General features: G+C 67.0%; 20 protein-coding genes and 1 tRNA gene. 9 read left to right on the plus strand and 12 right to left on the minus strand.

What is annotated here, in order from left to right; genetic code table 11:
- Nucleotides 1-35: 35 nt before the first annotated feature.
- Nucleotides 36-809: a phosphodiester glycosidase family protein gene (locus MHA02_RS14350; RefSeq protein ID WP_147079785.1), complete on the minus strand. Its 774-nt coding sequence runs from the start codon at nt 807-809 to the stop codon at nt 36-38.
- 194 nt (nt 810-1,003) lie between these two features.
- On the opposite strand from MHA02_RS14350, the gene MHA02_RS14355 reads away from it, so the two are divergent.
- Both MHA02_RS14355 and MHA02_RS22195 read left to right on the plus strand, forming a co-directional pair.
- Nucleotides 1,004-1,525: a hypothetical protein gene (locus tag MHA02_RS14355; RefSeq protein ID WP_147079787.1), complete on the plus strand. Its 522-nt coding sequence runs from the start codon at nt 1,004-1,006 to the stop codon at nt 1,523-1,525.
- Nucleotides 1,526-1,876: 351 nt separating this feature from the next.
- A complete protein-coding gene (locus MHA02_RS22195) occupies nt 1,877-2,050 on the plus strand; it encodes a hypothetical protein (protein WP_170249243.1) in 174 nt (57 codons plus the stop codon).
- 14 nt (nt 2,051-2,064) lie between these two features.
- Here the strand turns inward: MHA02_RS22195 and MHA02_RS14360 are convergent, their stop codons facing one another.
- The 3 genes from MHA02_RS14360 to MHA02_RS14370 all read right to left on the minus strand — a co-directional run bounded on the left by MHA02_RS14360 (nt 2,065) and on the right by MHA02_RS14370 (nt 2,906).
- Complete coding sequence (locus MHA02_RS14360) at nt 2,065-2,361, minus strand: hypothetical protein (protein ID WP_147079789.1); 297 nt, start codon at nt 2,359-2,361, stop codon at nt 2,065-2,067.
- An 11-nt stretch (nt 2,362-2,372) separates the two neighbouring features.
- Nucleotides 2,373-2,564 carry a hypothetical protein gene (locus MHA02_RS14365; protein ID WP_147079791.1) on the minus strand — a complete coding sequence of 64 codons (192 nt, stop codon included), beginning with the start codon at nt 2,562-2,564 and terminating at the stop codon, nt 2,373-2,375.
- A gap of 135 nt (nt 2,565-2,699) precedes the next feature.
- Complete coding sequence (locus MHA02_RS14370) at nt 2,700-2,906, minus strand: hypothetical protein (RefSeq protein ID WP_147079793.1); 207 nt, start codon at nt 2,904-2,906, stop codon at nt 2,700-2,702.
- Between the two features lie 797 nt (nt 2,907-3,703).
- Here MHA02_RS14370 and MHA02_RS14380 point away from each other — a divergent pair.
- A tRNA-Gln gene (locus MHA02_RS14380) sits at nt 3,704-3,777 on the plus strand.
- 281 nt (nt 3,778-4,058) lie between these two features.
- Complete coding sequence (locus MHA02_RS14385; protein ID WP_280177992.1) at nt 4,059-4,535, plus strand: methylated-DNA--[protein]-cysteine S-methyltransferase; 477 nt, start codon at nt 4,059-4,061, stop codon at nt 4,533-4,535.
- 7 nt (nt 4,536-4,542) lie between these two features.
- Here the strand turns inward: MHA02_RS14385 and phaZ are convergent, their stop codons facing one another.
- The 3 genes from phaZ to MHA02_RS14400 all read right to left on the minus strand — a co-directional run bounded on the left by phaZ (nt 4,543) and on the right by MHA02_RS14400 (nt 8,669).
- Nucleotides 4,543-5,946: a polyhydroxyalkanoate depolymerase gene (gene phaZ / locus MHA02_RS14390; protein ID WP_147079799.1), complete on the minus strand. Its 1,404-nt coding sequence runs from the start codon at nt 5,944-5,946 to the stop codon at nt 4,543-4,545.
- Between the two features lie 429 nt (nt 5,947-6,375).
- Nucleotides 6,376-7,809 (minus strand): NAD-dependent succinate-semialdehyde dehydrogenase, encoded by a 1,434-nt coding sequence (locus tag MHA02_RS14395; RefSeq protein WP_147079801.1) that lies wholly within the window; start codon nt 7,807-7,809, stop codon nt 6,376-6,378.
- 71 nt (nt 7,810-7,880) lie between these two features.
- A complete protein-coding gene (locus MHA02_RS14400) occupies nt 7,881-8,669 on the minus strand; it encodes a class II glutamine amidotransferase (RefSeq protein ID WP_147079803.1) in 789 nt (262 codons plus the stop codon).
- 393 nt (nt 8,670-9,062) lie between these two features.
- Here MHA02_RS14400 and MHA02_RS14405 point away from each other — a divergent pair, with 393 nt between their 5' ends.
- Nucleotides 9,063-9,458 (plus strand): response regulator, encoded by a 396-nt coding sequence (locus tag MHA02_RS14405; protein WP_147079805.1) that lies wholly within the window; start codon nt 9,063-9,065, stop codon nt 9,456-9,458.
- 194 nt (nt 9,459-9,652) lie between these two features.
- Here the strand turns inward: MHA02_RS14405 and rpsU are convergent, their stop codons facing one another.
- The 5 genes from rpsU to MHA02_RS14430 form a co-directional block, all read right to left on the minus strand.
- Entirely contained in the window at nt 9,653-9,976 is a 324-nt protein-coding gene (gene rpsU / locus MHA02_RS14410; RefSeq protein WP_147079807.1) for a 30S ribosomal protein S21, read from the minus strand.
- Between the two features lie 270 nt (nt 9,977-10,246).
- On the minus strand, nt 10,247-10,486 hold the full coding sequence (locus MHA02_RS14415; protein WP_147079809.1) for a DUF2188 domain-containing protein: 240 nt from the start codon (nt 10,484-10,486) through the stop codon (nt 10,247-10,249).
- Between the two features lie 67 nt (nt 10,487-10,553).
- The gene (locus MHA02_RS14420) at nt 10,554-10,781 is read right to left on the minus strand and encodes a hypothetical protein (RefSeq protein WP_147079811.1); all 228 of its coding nucleotides are present in this window, start codon (nt 10,779-10,781) and stop codon (nt 10,554-10,556) included.
- 484 nt (nt 10,782-11,265) lie between these two features.
- Nucleotides 11,266-11,826, minus strand: a complete 561-nt coding sequence (locus MHA02_RS14425; RefSeq protein WP_147079813.1) for a glutathione peroxidase — start codon at nt 11,824-11,826, stop codon at nt 11,266-11,268.
- A gap of 85 nt (nt 11,827-11,911) precedes the next feature.
- Entirely contained in the window at nt 11,912-12,292 is a 381-nt protein-coding gene (locus MHA02_RS14430; protein WP_147079815.1) for a response regulator, read from the minus strand.
- Nucleotides 12,293-12,602: 310 nt separating this feature from the next.
- Between MHA02_RS14430 and argJ the strand changes: the two genes are divergently transcribed.
- The 4 genes from argJ to MHA02_RS14450 all read left to right on the plus strand — a co-directional run bounded on the left by argJ (nt 12,603) and on the right by MHA02_RS14450 (nt 15,396).
- Nucleotides 12,603-13,859, plus strand: a complete 1,257-nt coding sequence (argJ, locus tag MHA02_RS14435; protein ID WP_147079817.1) for a bifunctional glutamate N-acetyltransferase/amino-acid acetyltransferase ArgJ — start codon at nt 12,603-12,605, stop codon at nt 13,857-13,859.
- Nucleotides 13,856-14,584: an SIMPL domain-containing protein gene (locus MHA02_RS14440; RefSeq protein ID WP_147079819.1), complete on the plus strand. Its 729-nt coding sequence runs from the start codon at nt 13,856-13,858 to the stop codon at nt 14,582-14,584. Before argJ ends, MHA02_RS14440 begins: the two co-directional genes overlap by 4 nt.
- A 14-nt stretch (nt 14,585-14,598) precedes the next feature.
- Nucleotides 14,599-15,003, plus strand: coding sequence for a (deoxy)nucleoside triphosphate pyrophosphohydrolase (locus MHA02_RS14445; protein WP_147079852.1), 405 nt, complete (start codon nt 14,599-14,601; stop codon nt 15,001-15,003).
- An 81-nt stretch (nt 15,004-15,084) separates the two neighbouring features.
- The gene (locus tag MHA02_RS14450; RefSeq protein ID WP_147079821.1) at nt 15,085-15,396 is read left to right on the plus strand and encodes a cupin domain-containing protein; all 312 of its coding nucleotides are present in this window, start codon (nt 15,085-15,087) and stop codon (nt 15,394-15,396) included.
- Nucleotides 15,397-15,425 lie beyond the last annotated feature (29 nt).

Here is a 15,425-nt window from a genome sequence, read left to right on the forward strand (position 1 = left end):
ACCGTCACTGCGTGGGCAGTGACGGAAAACACCGCTCACCGTGATACCGCCCCCACCAGCGGCCCGAGCGGGCGGCTGAGGTCGGAGCGGCCGAGGCCCGGGGCGTAGAGGCTGGACACCGAGCCGTCGAGAAACAGCGCGTTGCGGCAGCCGAGATCGTCCTTGAACAGCCGCGCGAAGGCACCGAAACTCACGGGACGCTCGGAGATCGCGAAGATGGCGGTGCGGCCGTCGTCGCGCACGCCGACGCCGTTGCGGACCTTCTGGCTCGGGCCGTCCTCCGAGATCTTCGGATGGATCTTGCCGTCGATCACTAGCATCGGACCGGATTGCGTCGCGAAATCCGGCTTCAGCCGCGCCTTTAGGTAGTGGGCCGTATCGAGCACGCCGGCCTTGTCGCCCTTCACATAGAAGATGCCGTTCGGCTTGAGATGGAAGTTGCCCGGTCCGTTCGCGGTCGAGACGCGCTTCATCTCGCGCCCGTCTTCGACATAGAGCCCGACCGGTGCCTGATCCGCGTCGTACATGCCGGCATTCATGGCGAAGCTGAGCGCGGAGCCCTGCGCCCGTGCGAGGCTCGACAGCGAGGCGTAGGGGGCGCCGTCCCGGCCGAGCCAGAACAGGCGGACACGCTCGCGCTTCAGATCGACGACGCAGATGGTGTAGCTCTCGCCCTCCGAGAGGGCCGCACGGCATGGCCCTTTCGTGCCCGATCCGGTTTGTGCGGCGGGGGCCGGTTCGCGCGCGGCCGCCGGAACGGCGGCGACGATCGCTGCAAAGGCGATAAATCCGGCAAGGCGTGAACGCATCCTGGGGTCCTGTGCGCTTCGGCAGGATCGTCCCGTCCGACCGCGCCTCTCCTCGCGGCAAAACGCGGCGTTTTTCAAGCCGCAACCGTAGCGGTCCGCCGATCACGAAACCGGGACCGCCGTCGCATGAACCGTTTTCCGCACGTGGACGTTTACAGGGCTGATGGGGGAACGGCGTTTTCGGAGATGACACGATGAAACGGGTGGTTCTGGCCTCGGCGCTGCTCGCGGGCGCCCTGGCATATGTCCCTGCGACGGCCGATGCGCGTGGCTTCGGCGGTGGCGGTTTCGGTGGCGGTGGATTTCGCGGCGGTGGTTTCGGTGGCGGCTTCCGGGGCGCGGGCTTCGGTGGCGGCTTTCGTGGCAACGCCCTCGGCGGCAGCTTCTCCCGCGGTGGCTTCGGCGGTGGCGGCTTCGGGGGATATCGCGGGGGCTTCGGCGGATACCGTGGCGCCGGCTTCTATGGCGGGCGCGGCTTTGGCGGCGGCTATGGCTGGCGCCGCAGAGGCTTCGGGTATGGCGGCCTCGGCCTCGGTCTTGGGCTCGGCCTCGCCGCAGGTGGCCTCTACGGCGGTTACGGTGGGTACGGGTACCCATACGGATACTCGACCGTCGGCTACGACGATTACGGCTACGGTGGCGGCTGCTACACCGTTCCGCGCTTGCGCTGGACCCCCTATGGCTACCGTCGCGTCCTCGTCCAGCGGTGCTACTGACGATTCGTCGGGATCCCGACAAATCGAAACCAGAAGGGCCGCATCAGCGGCCCTTTTTCATGTCGGCAAAAGATTATCCTATCAAATGTTAGTACAAGACCACGGAAGTAACGAAATTTTGATATTGGTGTAAACGGCAGCGCTCAGCTACACTGATTACCGGCGGCGCGTGGGGCCGGCGGTCGGCGAAATCCATTGCCTATCTCACCCAAGCGCCACCCGACGGCTTCAGTCTTCGGCCAACATCTTTCGGTTCTCGCCATACCCGGACCTGCGATGCCACCAATAGGACGACGCAAGAGCGCATCGGATCGACCCCCTGAAGCGCCCACCGCGCAGCCCGACGACGAGTTGAACGAGACCCGACTGGATGCGCTCGTCGACAACTGCCTCGCAGCACATGCCATCATCGCCGAGCACGGCACGCCGGCTATGCGGCGGTTGATCGATCTGCTTCTGTTCGAAATCGGCAGCGAGCTCGGTGAGCACGGCGAGTACCGTCGCCGAGGCCGGGACCTGAACTGACGGTCGCGATCAGATCAGAGCCGGCGGATCAACTGCCAAAGCATGAGCAGCACCACGCCGCCGCCGAGGCATCGTCGCCACGGATTGACGCCGCGGATGACCTCGTCGAGCGCCCACCAGGCGAGGCCGACGGCCGATATGATCTGCAGGGTCGGCATCGCCCACGCCGGCACGGCCACCGCCGACGCCTCGACGATCCAGGCGAGCCCGGCGGACAGGCCGAATACCCACAGGGGCAGGTTCGGCCATTGTCCGATGACGATCGCGCCGGTGGCGCGATCCCGAAAGAACCAGTCGACGAAGCGGCTCACGCCGAGCCGGATCAGGTCTTGTCGGCCGGTGTTCCCTCGGCCTTGCGGATCGGATCGCAGATCTGCGGGCTGACTTTGTCGAGATGCTGACAGGCATTGGCGAGGTACCACGTCCGCAATTCGGGCTGGTTCGGTGCCACGAACATCCCGACGAGCACGAAGCCGCCGACGAGTACGATCAGCAGGACGAGTAGGTTGCGCATACGAATCTCCGAGAATGGGGTCTGCCTGTTTTCACGGCAGTCGACCGGTCTATAGCACATGGGGTCGCGACGGCGAGGACGCCGCCCCATCCGGCGAGGAACCCTCGAATGGATGGCCTCGGGCGGCGGTCGAAACTACCGCGGGCGATCCCTCGGCATGGCGCTGTCTTGCGGAGGGGGGCGGCCGTTCTTGCCGCCGAGGTAACCGTTGTCCTGCAGCCAGATCAGCAGCAGCACGCTCCCCAGCAGGCTGGCGATCTGCATCAGGGAGCCCAGGTGCCGGCGCCAGAACACCATCAGCAGAAGGGTGCCGGCGAGTGCGATGCCGAGAACGAGGGTCATGGCCTCTCTTCTGCCATTCCAGCACGCCCAGCGCATCCCCGGTGTCGACGGCCGCAAGCGATGATGGTTCACCGGGGTTTCGCTGGCTCGGCGTGCGGTGGGAATACTGACGTCGTGACGTCATGCGGAATCTTCGCGCAAAATCAGTAGATCGCGCAGGGTCCGAATTGTTGCCGAACACTGAAAGGTATGTCAGAAGCGCGTCTCGTATCGAGACACGGCATCGGCCGGTCTTGAGGATCCGCTGCCCATGACCATCCCCGCTTTCGGTGATCCGGCCATTGTGTCGACTTGCGACCCTATCGCCGTGATTCGCGCCCGCGCCGTTGCAGACGTCCGATGTCTCCGGGCTCTCGCGCGTGCGGCGTATCGGGATGGCTCGCCCAAGGCGGATCTCCGATCGGCCAATGCCCGCGCCGCAGCGCGGCAGGTGCTCGACCAGGCGCGCCGGCTCTCCGCCCTGCGCCCACCCGCGTCGAACGGCGTCCGACCGGCCGAGATGGCGGATTGATCGCGCTCTTCGGCCGGGATCATGACGTCGTCCGAGAGGACGGCGTCCGCCGCCGTGCCACCGACGATTCGTTCGGTCGCACCGGCGCGATGCGATACGCCGGCGAGGGAACGAGAACCGGACAGTCGCCCGCCCTTGATGCCATGCCGCCAGCCGCGAAAACATGGGCTGGACAACGGGCGACGAAGCCCGTAAACGCGCCGGACTACGCCGACCGGCCAACGACGTTCGTCGTCGAGACCGGATCGTGGGAGCCACGTCGGCTTACGACGCGTGCTCTCGGCGATGGGGGATAGTTTAACGGTAGAACAGTGGACTCTGACTCCTCTAGTCGAGGTTCGAATCCTCGTCCCCCAGCCAGCCGTCTTTATAAGTCTACGATAATATTCAGACGCGGCTTATTCCAGCCTTCGGAGTGAGACGGCGAACAAATACGCCGGTTTGAGCGCCGCGTGGATTTACGCCGAGATCGATCGCGTCGCTGACGAAGATCGTACCGGCAACGTGATGCGGCACGGTCGATTGCCGGAGTTGCGCGGAGTTCATCCTGCCAGCCGCCAAATCGAACCTCCGACGAGTACCAGGCGAGATTCACAGCGGCAGCATGGGCGTCGTCGCGAATGCCTTATGTCCATACGGTCATGTCATCGCCCGTCGGCGCGCTCACGCTCGTTGCGGGCGAGCAAGGCTTGTCGGCCGTGCTGTGGGAGAACGACGACCCGATGCGGGTGCGGATCGGTCGGGGCCAACCGGACGATGACCACCCGATGTTGATGGAGACGCGGCAGCAACTCTCCGAGTACTTTGCCGGGCAGCGCCGGTCGTTCTCGATCGCACTCGATTTTCACGGCACGGCATTCCAGTGCCGGGTCTGGCACGCACTGTTAGCCATCCCGTTCGGTGAGACGCGGTCCTACGGACAGATCGCCGCTCAGATCGGTCATCCCAATGCGGTTCGCGCCGTGGGCTCAGCCAATGGCAGGAATCCGATCTCCATCATTGTGCCCTGCCATCGCGTCATCGGCGCATCGGGCAGACTCACCGGTTTTGCCGGCGGTGTGACAGCCAAAGACTTTCTGTTGCGCCTGGAAGGGCAGCGGAATCTGTTCGGTCAGTAGATGACGATCAGCCGACCCGCGCCGGACGCTCCGTGATCGACCGCTTCTCGGCGCCCGAACTCGTCGCCGGTCGTCCGCCGCGGTGGGCTGCAATGCCCGCGTGCCAGTGGTGCTCGCTCGGCGGATGCTCGGCGCGCAGCGGATGGGGATGTCCGATACGGAAGCGGTCGGAGCGCGACTCCCAGGGCACGATCGCAGCCGCCTCGTGAGCGCTCGCGTTCGGCATCTCGGCGGCGCTGGCCTCCATGAACGCCGTGATCCTGGGCACGATCTCGGCGCGGAAGCGTGAGCCGTTGAAGATGCCGTAATGCCCGGCATCCGGCTGCAGGTGATAGGTCTTCTTCGCGTCCGGCAGATTCGCCGCGAGGTCGAGGACGGCTCGGGTCTGGCCGATACCGGTGATGTCGTCCTTCTCGCCCTCGATCGCCATCAGGCTGCAGCGGCCGATGGCTCCGAGATCGATCGCACGACCATGGTGCGTCAGCTCGCCTTTCGGCAGGCTGTGCCGAATGAAGACCTTGTCGACTGTCTCGATGTAGAACTCGGCAGTCAGGTCCATCACAGCGAGATACTCGTCGTAGAAGCGGCGGTGTTTTTCTGCGGAATCGCCGTCGCCCTGCACGAGATGGTCGAACATGTCCCAGTGCGAGCCGGCATGGCGCTCGGGGTTCATGCTCATAAAGCCGACGAGTTGCAGGAAACCCGGATAGACAGCGCGGCCCGCTCCCGGATGACCCTGCGGTACGCGCTGGATACAGTGGGTCTCGAACCAGCGAATGCCCTTGTCCTGGGCGACCGTGTTCACGGCCGTGGGCGCATGACGCGTATCGATCGGGCCGCCGATCAACGTTGCGGAGAGTGGCACGCGCGGGTTGGCGTCCTCCTCCATGCGGGCGATCGCGGCGATCACCGGCACCGAGGGCTGGCAGACGGCGGTTACGTGCAGATCCGGCCCCAGGGCTTCGAAGATCTCGATGCAGTAATCGATGTAGTCCGACAGTCCGAAGGCACCTTGCGAGAGCGGAACCTCGCGGGCGTTCGTCCAGTCGGTGATGAAGACCTGATGCGTATCGACGAAGGCGGCAACCGTGCCGCGCAGCAGCGTCGCGTAATGGCCGGACATCGGCGCCACGAGCAGCATCTTCGGCTTCGTGGTGTCTGCACCGAAGGCCAGCACCCGGCAGAACGGCTTTTCCCAAACGACGCGCTCGGGCGCGGGCAGGTCGAAGGCCGGCTTGGGGTAAGTCCGGGTCGTCCGCTCGAACATCTCGCATCCGGCGGAAATCGCCGAGCGGTTCGGCATGTAAGCGAAGGGATGAAGCGGATTCTCGCACGCCAACTTCGTCGCTTCCGCCGCCATGCGGATCGGAGCGAGCATGAGATTTCGCGCCTCATGCATGAGGTACAGCATTGCGAGCACTCCTGGGAGCAGCTCGCGAAACAAGCTGTCCTTCGCGTCAAATGGTTGCGGTGGGCAACGCGAGGGTTGCAGGATGGTTGCCTGCACAAAATTTCAGGTCTGCTTCAATTCGGTTTTGCCGTTTCGGCATCATAGTGACGGATTGCGTCGTCAATCTCGGCGCGAAAACGGCTGAGTTCCGGCCATCCGCTGCGTCGGCGTGCTTCACCTGCGCCACCATTGCCAGTGGATCAAAGCCGTCGCCGCGCCTCTTCTCGCACGCGGGGCGAAGCGGACCGCGTGCAGCGCGGTGGAATCGGCTGCACGCGCCCGAGATGCCACACCAAAACGGCACCGCCGCCTCCGTCCGCTTCTCCGCCACCGCCCCGACAGTTGGAGGAGAAGCGCGAGCCATGCCGAATGGCTCAATCGGCAACGGCGTCACGCATCCGCCTGGGTGACGAACTTCGTCGTCAGGTAGGCCTCGATGGCCTCCGAGCCGCCCTCGCTGCCGTAGCCCGAATCCCGTACCCCCCCGAAGGGCGTCTCGGGGAGCGCGATGCCGTGATGGTTGATCGAGACCATGCCGGCCTCGATGCCCTTGGCCACGCGCGCGGCCCGGCTCGCGGAGCGGGTATAGGCGTAGGAGGCAAGCCCGAACGGCAGCCGGTTGGCCTCGACGATGGCCTCCTCGTCGTCGCCGAAGCGGTTGATCAGGGCGATCGGGCCGAACGGCTCCTCGTTCATGGCGCGGGCATCGCGCGGGACTTCGGTGAGGATCGTGGGCTCGAAGAAATTGCCGCGGTTGCCGATGCGCTTGCCGCCGGTACGCAGCCGCGCGCCCTTCGCTTCGGCATCGGCGACGAGGGCTTCGATCGCCTCGAGCCGGCGACCATGGATCAGCGGCCCCATGGTGGTGCCTTCGTCGAGCCCGTTGCCGACCTTGATCGCCCTCGCGGCTTCGACGAAACCCTCGACGAACCGGTCGTAGACTCGGTCCTGCACGAGGAAGCGGGTCGGGGCCACGCAGACCTGACCGGCATTGCGAAACTTGTTGGTGCCGAGGACCTTCACGGCCGTCTCGACGTCGGCATCGTCGAACACGATCGCCGGGGCGTGGCCGCCGAGCTCCATCGTCGCCCGCTTCATGTGCTGTCCCGCCAGCGCGGCGAGCTGCTTGCCGACGGGAACGGAGCCGGTGAACGAGATCTTTCGTACGATCGGATGCGGGATCAGGTAGCCGGAGATCGCGGCCGGATCGCCGAAGACCAAGGAGAGCGCGTTGCCCGGAACGCCGGCATCGAGGAAGGCACGCACCAGTTCCCGGCAGCTCGCGGGCGTATCCTCCGGGCCTTTGAGGATCACCGAGCAGCCGGTGCAGAGCGCCGCCGAGATCTTTCGGACGGCTTGGTTGATCGGGAAGTTCCAGGGCGTGAAGGCAGCCACCGGCCCGATCGGCTCGCGCACCACGAATTGCAGCACGCCCTCGGTGCGGGCCGGGATGACGCGGCCATAGGCCCGGCGGCCTTCCTCGGCGAACCACTCCATGATGTCGGAGGCGACGGCGGTCTCGATGCGGGCTTCCGCCAGCGGCTTGCCCTGCTCCGCACTCATCAGCCGAGCGACATCCTCGGCGCGCTCGCGCAGCAGGCTGGCGGCCGTGCGCAGCACCTTGCCGCGCTCGAAGGCCGAAACTCTGCGCCATGCCGTGAAGCCGCGATCCGCCGCCGCGAGGGCTTCGTCGAGATCCGCCTGCGTCGCCACCGCGACCCGGCCGAGGGTCTCGCCGGTGGCCGGGTTGAGGTTGGCGAGCGTCGCGCGCTCACGGCCATCGCGCCAGGAGCCGGCAATGTGGAGCTGAACGGAGTGGTCCATCCGGAGAGGCCTCGTGCATCGTTAAGACGATGCCCCCAGATAGGGAGGTTCGGCGTGACCTCCAACGCAGCTCAGGCGGCGATCCGGCGGGTGTCCGCGCCTTTGGTGACGATCGCCGGCCTGCCGCGCGTCACCTGGAGCGTGCCGCCCTTCGGCACGATCGTCCAGCCCTCGCGGCAGCCGTCGATCGGCTCCGAGACCACGACGATGCCGGCCTCGGATTCGCGATAATACAGGCTCGGCGGGCGGCCATCGCAGGCCCAGCGGAAGGCGGTGAGGGTGCGGCCGTCGGTGAGGAGCGCGGTGAAGCGCAGCGGCTCGGTGACCTTGGCCGCGTGCATCAGGTCGTGCACGGTGGCGAAGGTCGCCTCCATGGCGCCGACCGGGTCCTCGGCCAGCCCGTTGGCGAGTGCCAGCAGGAAGATCGCCTCGGAATCGGTGGTGCCGCGGCGGCTGTCGTAGAGCTCGTCCGGGATCAGTGCCTCGAGCCGGCGCTTGATGCGGTGATAGCCACCGATCTGGCCGTTGTGCATGAACAGGTGCCGGCCATGCGCGAAGGGATGGCAGTTCGCGCGCGTCGTCGCCGTGCCGGTCGAGGCGCGCACATGCGCGAAGAAGGCGCGAGCCTTCACCTGCGAGCAGAGATTGACGAGGTTCTCGTCCGACCAGGCGGGGGAGATGTCACGGTAGATGCCGGGCTCGCGGCGCTCTCCGTACCAGCCGATGCCGAACCCGTCGCCGTTGGTCTCGGTCTTGGCCTCCGTCGCGTGGAGCGACTGGTGCACGAGCGAGTGCGTCGGCGCGCAGACGAGCTCGTTGAGGAAGACCGGCTCACCGAGATAGGCGAGGAAGCGGCACATGGCTGACGCGAACCCCCTTCCTGCGCGAGCCTGGATTCGCTCGCCGGAACTCTTCACTGACTCGACTGCAAGACGCGGGCCGCTGGCCGACCCGTCGCTGCGGAAGCTTCATAGTCCGATCGATACGGTGAACGGACCGTTAATCATGATCGACCCGCGCCGGTGGCGGCCTCTTGCCAGGAACCGCGCTGCAAGCATGGCTGGGTGCGAAAACGAACTAGCCTGTTGACCGGAGGCCACACGGCATTCGACGATAGGTGCCCAATCGATTCGCCGAACGGCAGCGCCGAGCCCAGCAGTATCCGAGAGCTTCTGCTACGCTTTCGCTCGAGCGTGATGCTTCGACACCTTGCCTGCAGCATCGGCAGATCCGCGCGCTCAAAAGGAGATCCCATGGCCCGGCACGACTCAGCCGATTGTCCCGTCGCCCTCGTGGTCGAGAACGACGATGCGGTCCGAAACCTCGCTTCGGCAGTCCTCGAAGAGACCGACCTCGACGTCATCGCCTGCACTAGTGCGGAGGCCGCGCTCTCGGTGCTCGAGCGTCCCGACGTCAACGTGGCGCTGCTGTTCGCGGATGTCGGCCTGCAGGGCGGGATGGATGGACTCGCGCTGGCGCGCACGGTGGAGAAACGTTGGCCGGAGGTGCGCATGGTGGTGACATCGGGCCGGGCCGGCGACCGCAACGTATCGCTGCCGCGCCGCGCCGTCTTCATGCAGAAGCCGTGGCGGGCTTTCGACGTGCTGGTTCAGGCCGACCGGGCGACGATCGCCGCGAAGATCGCATAGGGCGCGCACCGCCGACGTGGAAATCGGCTCGGCGAAACGGCGCGCGACACAAAGGGCCTGGAGGTGCACCTGATCGCGAAGCGATCGGGTGCCGCTCCAAGCTCAAGAAAACAGGCCCGAGCCGCACGGCGGCCGGCCCTGAAATCTGATCTCACGACCGAGCCGGGCTGGGAGCCCGACCGGATGTTTTTGAATCAGGACGCGAGATTGGTCGCGGGCGCAGCACCCGGCGCGCCGCCGGCCGAAGGAGCGGCCGACGGGAAACCGCCGGGACGGCGCGGGCCGCCCGTACGGGGCTTCGGCTTCGGAGCGGCGATCAGACCCTCGCGGATGGCGGTCTTGCGAGCCTGCTTGCGGGCGCGGCGAACGGCTTCCGCCTTCTCGCGGGCCTTGCGCACGGAGGGCTTCTCATAAGCCTTGCGCTGCTTCATCTCGCGGAAGATGCCTTCGCGCTGCATCTTCTTCTTGAGGACGCGGAGCGCTTGGTCGACGTTATTGTCGCGAACGAGTACCTGCAACTGACGTGATCCTTCGGGTTCTTGTCTGTTCGATCTGCGGACCGCGACGGGTCGCCTTGCTCGACGGGCAAAACCGCCAAGCGCTCCAAACCCCGGGGATCTTCCCGAGCGGAACGTCCTGACGGCAAGCGATTCGGCGCGGTGAATTCGCCTTGGCGCCGCAATACACCAAGCGCCTGCCCGTTGGAAGCCGGTCCGCGATGCTCTTCGGCAACATCGCGCGACCGTGGCGAAGCCGCCCCTCGATCCGCCAGTCAAGCCGCTCGTCGACTATCCGTCCACCGCCGTCCCCGGCCTATCGGCGCCGTCGGCCGTCTCGACATGCCGGCGTCCGAGGCTGTCCTGATACTCGATGGTCTCGGGCGAACCCGGGATCTGCTGCTCCTGCGCTGCGATCCGTGCCGCGCGCAACGCCTCGTCATGGCTGGCGAACGTCTCGGAGAACGTGTCGCCGGCCTTGTAGGCGTAGCCGCCGTCATGCTCGATGACGCGGTAGGTGATGGTGCTCATCGTCGTCTCCCTGAGCTGTCTCGGCGCGAACCCCCGAAGGCCGAGGTGGTTCCGATTGCGGGTCACCTCAGTGACGGGTCGGAATCGGACCCGGGAAGCGTGCCACCGCGGCTTCGCAGCCGGCGATCAGCGAGCCGCGGACGTCGTTCGGGTCGAAGCCCGGTCCGTCCGGAAAGCCGATCACCTGAACCTTGTCGGTGCCTTCGCAGTGGATGCGGCCCACCCAGCCCTCGGGCGTCCGCTCGAAGAGCACTTCGTAGCTGTTGCCGCCATGCTCGAAGTGGTGTGGGTCCATCGATCGTCTCCCAGACGGCGCGCCGCCTCTGCGGCGCCAAGCCGGACTGTCGCGATATGGGATGCCGGCCTACCATTCTGCGAGATCCGGAAGACGCAGAAAGTCGCAGGATGCGCGCGATACGAATGGGACTGATCGTCGTCGCAGCCCTGGCAGCGAGCCCGGCACCGGCCCGAGCTATGCCCGGCAGCACCGTCGGCCTGAACTCCACGGGGCTACCCACCAACCCGTTCGCTTCGAACTACCCCTCCGGGCCTCCGCCGCGGGTCGAGCGACAGCGGTCTTACGGTTCCGCCCGCCGCAGACCATCCGTGCGACGCGGGGTAACAGCGCCACGCTCGACCGACCGCCTGCGTCCACCTGCGGACATTCCTGGCGAAAGGCCGAGCCGATGAGTGCGGCCGACTGGTTCTCGGCCTACGGCGTCCAGGTCATCCTGCTGGTGGCAGGGCTGATCCTCGGGCTGATCGCCGTGACGCGCTGATCAGGCCGAACCCAGCTCGGCGACGATGGCGCTGATGATCCGCGGATCGCTCGGATCCACCGGCGTCGGGAAGGCGGCTCGGAGCGAGCCGTCGCGGCCGACGAGGTACTTGTGGAAGTTCCATTGCGGAGTCTGCCCCGGCTTCTCGGCGGCGGCCCAGCGATAGAACGGATGGGCCGTCGCCCCGCGCACATGGGTCTTGTCGACCACCGGGAAGGTGACGCCATGATTCTTTCGGGCCGAATCCGCGATGGCGGCACCATCCAGCGGCTCCTGATTGCCGAAATCGGGGGAGGGCACCGCGATCACGGTCAGCCCGCGTTCGCCGAACCGGGTCCACAGACCCTGCAGCCCGGTGAGCTGTCCGGCATAGCCGCAAGCCGTCGCCGTGTTGACGATGAGCAGCGGCTTCCCGGCAAAATCGCCGAGTGGAAGGACGCCGCCGCCCGGCTTTTCGAAGGAAAATTCGCCGGCATTGGACGCGGTCGCTTCGCCGGCACGGGCACCGGTCGCAGCCAGCGCGCCGAGCAGGATCAGGCAATCGCGACGCAGCAGGGTCATGGCCGTCTCCGAGGGCGTTCTGTCGAAGCCGACAATAGTGCGGAGCGAGCGGAAATCGATTGCAGCAGGGCGCCGCAGGCGCTCGTCAGATCCGGGCCTGAAGCGCCTCGCGCACCGTCACGGCCAGGACGCCATCCTGCGCGCCCGGCGGAATCACCAGGGCATCCGGCACGCGATCGGTGATGTCTGCGTCTTCGAGGTCGTTGGCGAACACGATGCCGAGATTGGGGCGCAGGACGCGTGCTTCCACAGCGAGGCGGGCGCAACGCAGATCGCCGAGCAATTCCGCATCGGTCACGAGCACGTCCATCGGCAGGCCGAGGGCCAGGATCGTCAGCGCATCGACGGCGCAATCGACCGTCGTAGCACTGTAGCCGGCCCGCCGGATCTCGGCACTGACCTCGTCACGCCAGTGCTTGCGTCGCCCGGCTACGAGAACCTGAATTCCATAACAGCCACCCTGCACGTCGCCATCATCCGCACCCGAAGCTGCGGTTCCGATGTGTTCAGTCCGCTTGGAAGCCGAAGCAGCCATCGATCCGTCCCGTCGGTCTCGTCGTCCGGTCGCCGGTTTTGGTTGCATTGCAATAGGCTACGCCCCAGCCGCGGATTGTTCAAGTTCCAGCCCGAGACGCTCATCCTTTCCACACTGCGACGACGGCCAATGCGGCAGTGCAGCAACGAAACGTCGTGACGGTTGACGCCTGCTGCGGACCCGGGGCAACACGTCGCGGCTGCGTTTGGTTTCAGCGGCTTGGACTTTGAGCGGAGAATCGATGGCTTCCACAACGGCAACCTCCGTCTCGCCGCTGGCACCGGGGATCACTCCGGAATTGCCCGCCATCGCCGGGATCCGCATCGCCACGGCCCAGGCCGGGATCCGTTATGCGGGCCGCACCGACGTGCTGTGGGTCTCGCTGGAGGCGGGCACCACGGTCGCCGGCGTGTTCACCCGCTCGCGCTGCCCTTCGGCGGCGGTCGACTGGTGCCGAGAGGTCCTGGCTGCGGGCCATGGAACGGCACGCGCCCTCGTCGTGAATTCCGGCAACGCCAACGCCTTCACCGGATCGAAGGGCCGCGAGGCCGTCTCGCTCACCGCCGACATCGCCGCCAAGGCTGCCCCGTGCGACCGGCTTGCCGTTCTCATCGCATCGACGGGCGTGATCGGCGAGCCGCTCGATGCCCGCAAGTTCGAGGGCGTGCTCGCCGACTGCGCCGCCCGCGCCGACGACGGCCCGCGCGCCTGGGAGGCGGCGGCCCGTGCCATCATGACGACCGACACCTTCCCGAAGCTCGCGACCCGCACCGCCGAGATCGACGGGCGCACGGTGACGATCAACGGCATGGCCAAGGGCGCCGGCATGATCGCCCCCGACATGGCGACGATGCTCTCCTTCGTCTTCACCGATGCTGCGCTGGCTCAAACCGTGCTTGCCGAGCTCCTGACGGCAGGCACGAACAAGAGCTTCAACTGTGTCACCATCGACGGCGACACCTCGACCTCCGACACGCTGCTGCTATTCGCGACGGGTAAGGGCGGCAACAGCCCGATCGAGAGCGCCGACGATCCGCGTCTCGCCGGCTTCCGCGCCGCCCTCGACGACCTGCTGATCGATCTCGCCCAGCTCGTCGCCCGGGACGGGGAGGGCGCGCGCAAGCTCGTCACGGTCGAGGTCGAGGGTGCCGAGAGCGACGCCTCGGCCCACCGCATCGCCATGTCCATCGCCAACTCGCCGCTGGTGAAGACGGCGATCGCCGGTGAGGACGCGAACTGGGGTCGCGTGGTGATGGCCGTCGGCAAGGCTGGCGAGCCGGCCGACCGCGACCTCCTCACCATCTCCTTCGGCGACGTGCGGGTGGCCCATCGCGGCGCTCGCGATCCCGATTACAGCGAGGAGGCCGCCAGCGCCGTGATGCGCGAGCCGGAGATCACGTTGAAGGTCGAGATCGGCCTTGGGCAGGGCAAAGCGCGGATCTGGACCTGCGACCTGACCAAGGAATACGTCGCCATCAACGGGGACTACCGCTCGTGAGGGCCGCCACTGCCGCACTCGCCGCCCTTCTCGCTCTCGCGCTCTGCGTTCCCGCGCTGGCGGATGACGACGACAAGGGCGGTCGGATCAGCGTGATCGGCCGCGCGCAGGTCGAGACACCACCGGACTTCGCAGCGGTCGAGATCGGCGTGCAGTCGAAGGGCGCGACGCCTGCCGCTGCCCTCGACGCGGCAAGCAATGCCGCCCGCGGCATCATAGCCACCGCGAAGGAGATCGGCGTGCCGGAGGCCGATATTGGCACGTCCTCGATCACCCTGCAGCCGGTGACGCGGCAGATCCGCCAGCCCGACGGCAGCGTACGCGAACAGGCCGACGGCTATGCCGCCGCGAACCGGGTGGTGGTGCGCCTCGGCGACATGCCGAAGCTCGGCGAGCTGATGCGCCGGGCGCTCGATGCCGGTTCGAACCGGATCGACGGCGTCAGCTTCGGCCTGCGCGACCCGGCGGCGGTCCAGTCCTCCGTGCAGGTCGCCGCGATGAGGGATGCGCGCGCCCAGGCCGAGCGGCTGGCCGAGGCGGCCGGCGTGAAGCTCGGGTCCGCCATCTCGATCACGTCCCCGCCCCGTGCCGAGGGTGCGCGGCCGATGCCCTATGCCGCCATGGCGAAGTCCGCCGCGCCGCGCGGCCGTGCCGCGGTGCCGGTCGAGGCGGGCAGCATCGAGTCCAGCGCCGAGGTCGAGGCGGTCTTCGCGATCCTGCCGTGAGCGCACCGACGCCGATGCGGCTGCTGCTCGTCGTCGCCGTCGCACTGGTCGATCCCGACGGCCGTGTGCTGCTGGCGCAGCGGCCGCCGGGCAAGCAGCTCGCCGGCCTCTGGGAATTTCCCGGCGGCAAGGTCGAGCCCGGCGAGCGGCCGGAGGAGACCCTGATCCGCGAGCTCACCGAGGAACTCGGCATCACGGTCGAGGAGCCGTGCCTCGCGCCGTTGACCTTCGCGAGCCACGCCTATCCGGATTTTCACCTGCTGATGCCGCTCTACATATGCCGCCGCTGGCAGGGCACGCCGCGATCGATGGAAGGGCAGGCCCTGAAATGGGTGCGGCCGGGCGCGCTTCGCGACATGCCGATGCCCCCGGCCGATGCGCCGCTGATCCCGTTTCTGGTGGATCTGCTCGGACCCTGACGGACCCGTCCCCGACTCTGCGGGATCGGCCTCTGCCTCGGCTGCGTATCCCCCAGCGATCGAAGGAGACACGGCAATCCGATGAGCACACACTGTCGAAACTGGTCCGAGATTGAAGAGAGCGTTTCGCCGAACGGCGTGCGCAAGCGCGCGATGCCGGGCACGGCGGTCACCCTCGTTCAGGTGATGATTCCGGCGGGCACGCATGCGCCGAAACACAGCCACGGCTTCGAGCAGTTCGTGCAGGTTCTCTCGGGCTCCGGCACGCTGGAGACCGATCGGGGACGCGTCGGCTTCGCTGCGGGGAGCGTCTTCCACTTTCCGCCCGGTACCGAGCATGCTGCCGAGTTCGAGACGGACACGGTGCTGGTGGAGACCAATCTCGCGCATTGATGCGGCGCCGCCTGGAAGGGGAGGGGGGT

It is taken from the genome of Methylobacterium haplocladii (assembly GCF_007992175.1).
In the GTDB taxonomy this organism is placed as follows: Bacteria; Pseudomonadota; Alphaproteobacteria; order Rhizobiales; family Beijerinckiaceae; genus Methylobacterium; species Methylobacterium haplocladii.

Excerpts from the sequence above, each read along its gene's own strand:
- MHA02_RS14365 (WP_147079791.1), bottom strand. The coding sequence starts at position 2,564 with ATGCGCAACCTACTCGTCCTGCTGATCGTACTCGTCGGCGGCTTCGTG.
- MHA02_RS14400 (WP_147079803.1), bottom strand. The coding sequence starts at position 8,669 with ATGTGCCGCTTCCTCGCCTATCTCGGTGAGCCGGTCTTCCTCAACGAG.
- MHA02_RS14445 (WP_147079852.1), top strand. The coding sequence starts at position 14,599 with ATGCGGCTGCTGCTCGTCGTCGCCGTCGCACTGGTCGATCCCGACGGC.
- MHA02_RS14425 (WP_147079813.1), bottom strand. The coding sequence starts at position 11,826 with ATGACCCTGCTGCGTCGCGATTGCCTGATCCTGCTCGGCGCGCTGGCT.
- MHA02_RS14370 (WP_147079793.1), bottom strand. The coding sequence starts at position 2,906 with ATGACCCTCGTTCTCGGCATCGCACTCGCCGGCACCCTTCTGCTGATG.
- MHA02_RS14415 (WP_147079809.1), bottom strand. The coding sequence starts at position 10,486 with ATGAGCACCATCACCTACCGCGTCATCGAGCATGACGGCGGCTACGCC.
- MHA02_RS14450 (WP_147079821.1), top strand. The coding sequence starts at position 15,085 with ATGAGCACACACTGTCGAAACTGGTCCGAGATTGAAGAGAGCGTTTCG.
- MHA02_RS14405 (WP_147079805.1), top strand. The coding sequence starts at position 9,063 with ATGGCCCGGCACGACTCAGCCGATTGTCCCGTCGCCCTCGTGGTCGAG.
- argJ (WP_147079817.1), top strand. The coding sequence starts at position 12,603 with ATGGCTTCCACAACGGCAACCTCCGTCTCGCCGCTGGCACCGGGGATC.
- MHA02_RS14385 (WP_280177992.1), top strand. The coding sequence starts at position 4,059 with ATGTCATCGCCCGTCGGCGCGCTCACGCTCGTTGCGGGCGAGCAAGGC.
- MHA02_RS14395 (WP_147079801.1), bottom strand. The coding sequence starts at position 7,809 with ATGGACCACTCCGTTCAGCTCCACATTGCCGGCTCCTGGCGCGATGGC.
- MHA02_RS14350 (WP_147079785.1), bottom strand. The coding sequence starts at position 809 with ATGCGTTCACGCCTTGCCGGATTTATCGCCTTTGCAGCGATCGTCGCC.
- MHA02_RS14355 (WP_147079787.1), top strand. The coding sequence starts at position 1,004 with ATGAAACGGGTGGTTCTGGCCTCGGCGCTGCTCGCGGGCGCCCTGGCA.
- MHA02_RS14420 (WP_147079811.1), bottom strand. The coding sequence starts at position 10,781 with ATGGACCCACACCACTTCGAGCATGGCGGCAACAGCTACGAAGTGCTC.
- phaZ (WP_147079799.1), bottom strand. The coding sequence starts at position 5,946 with ATGCTGTACCTCATGCATGAGGCGCGAAATCTCATGCTCGCTCCGATC.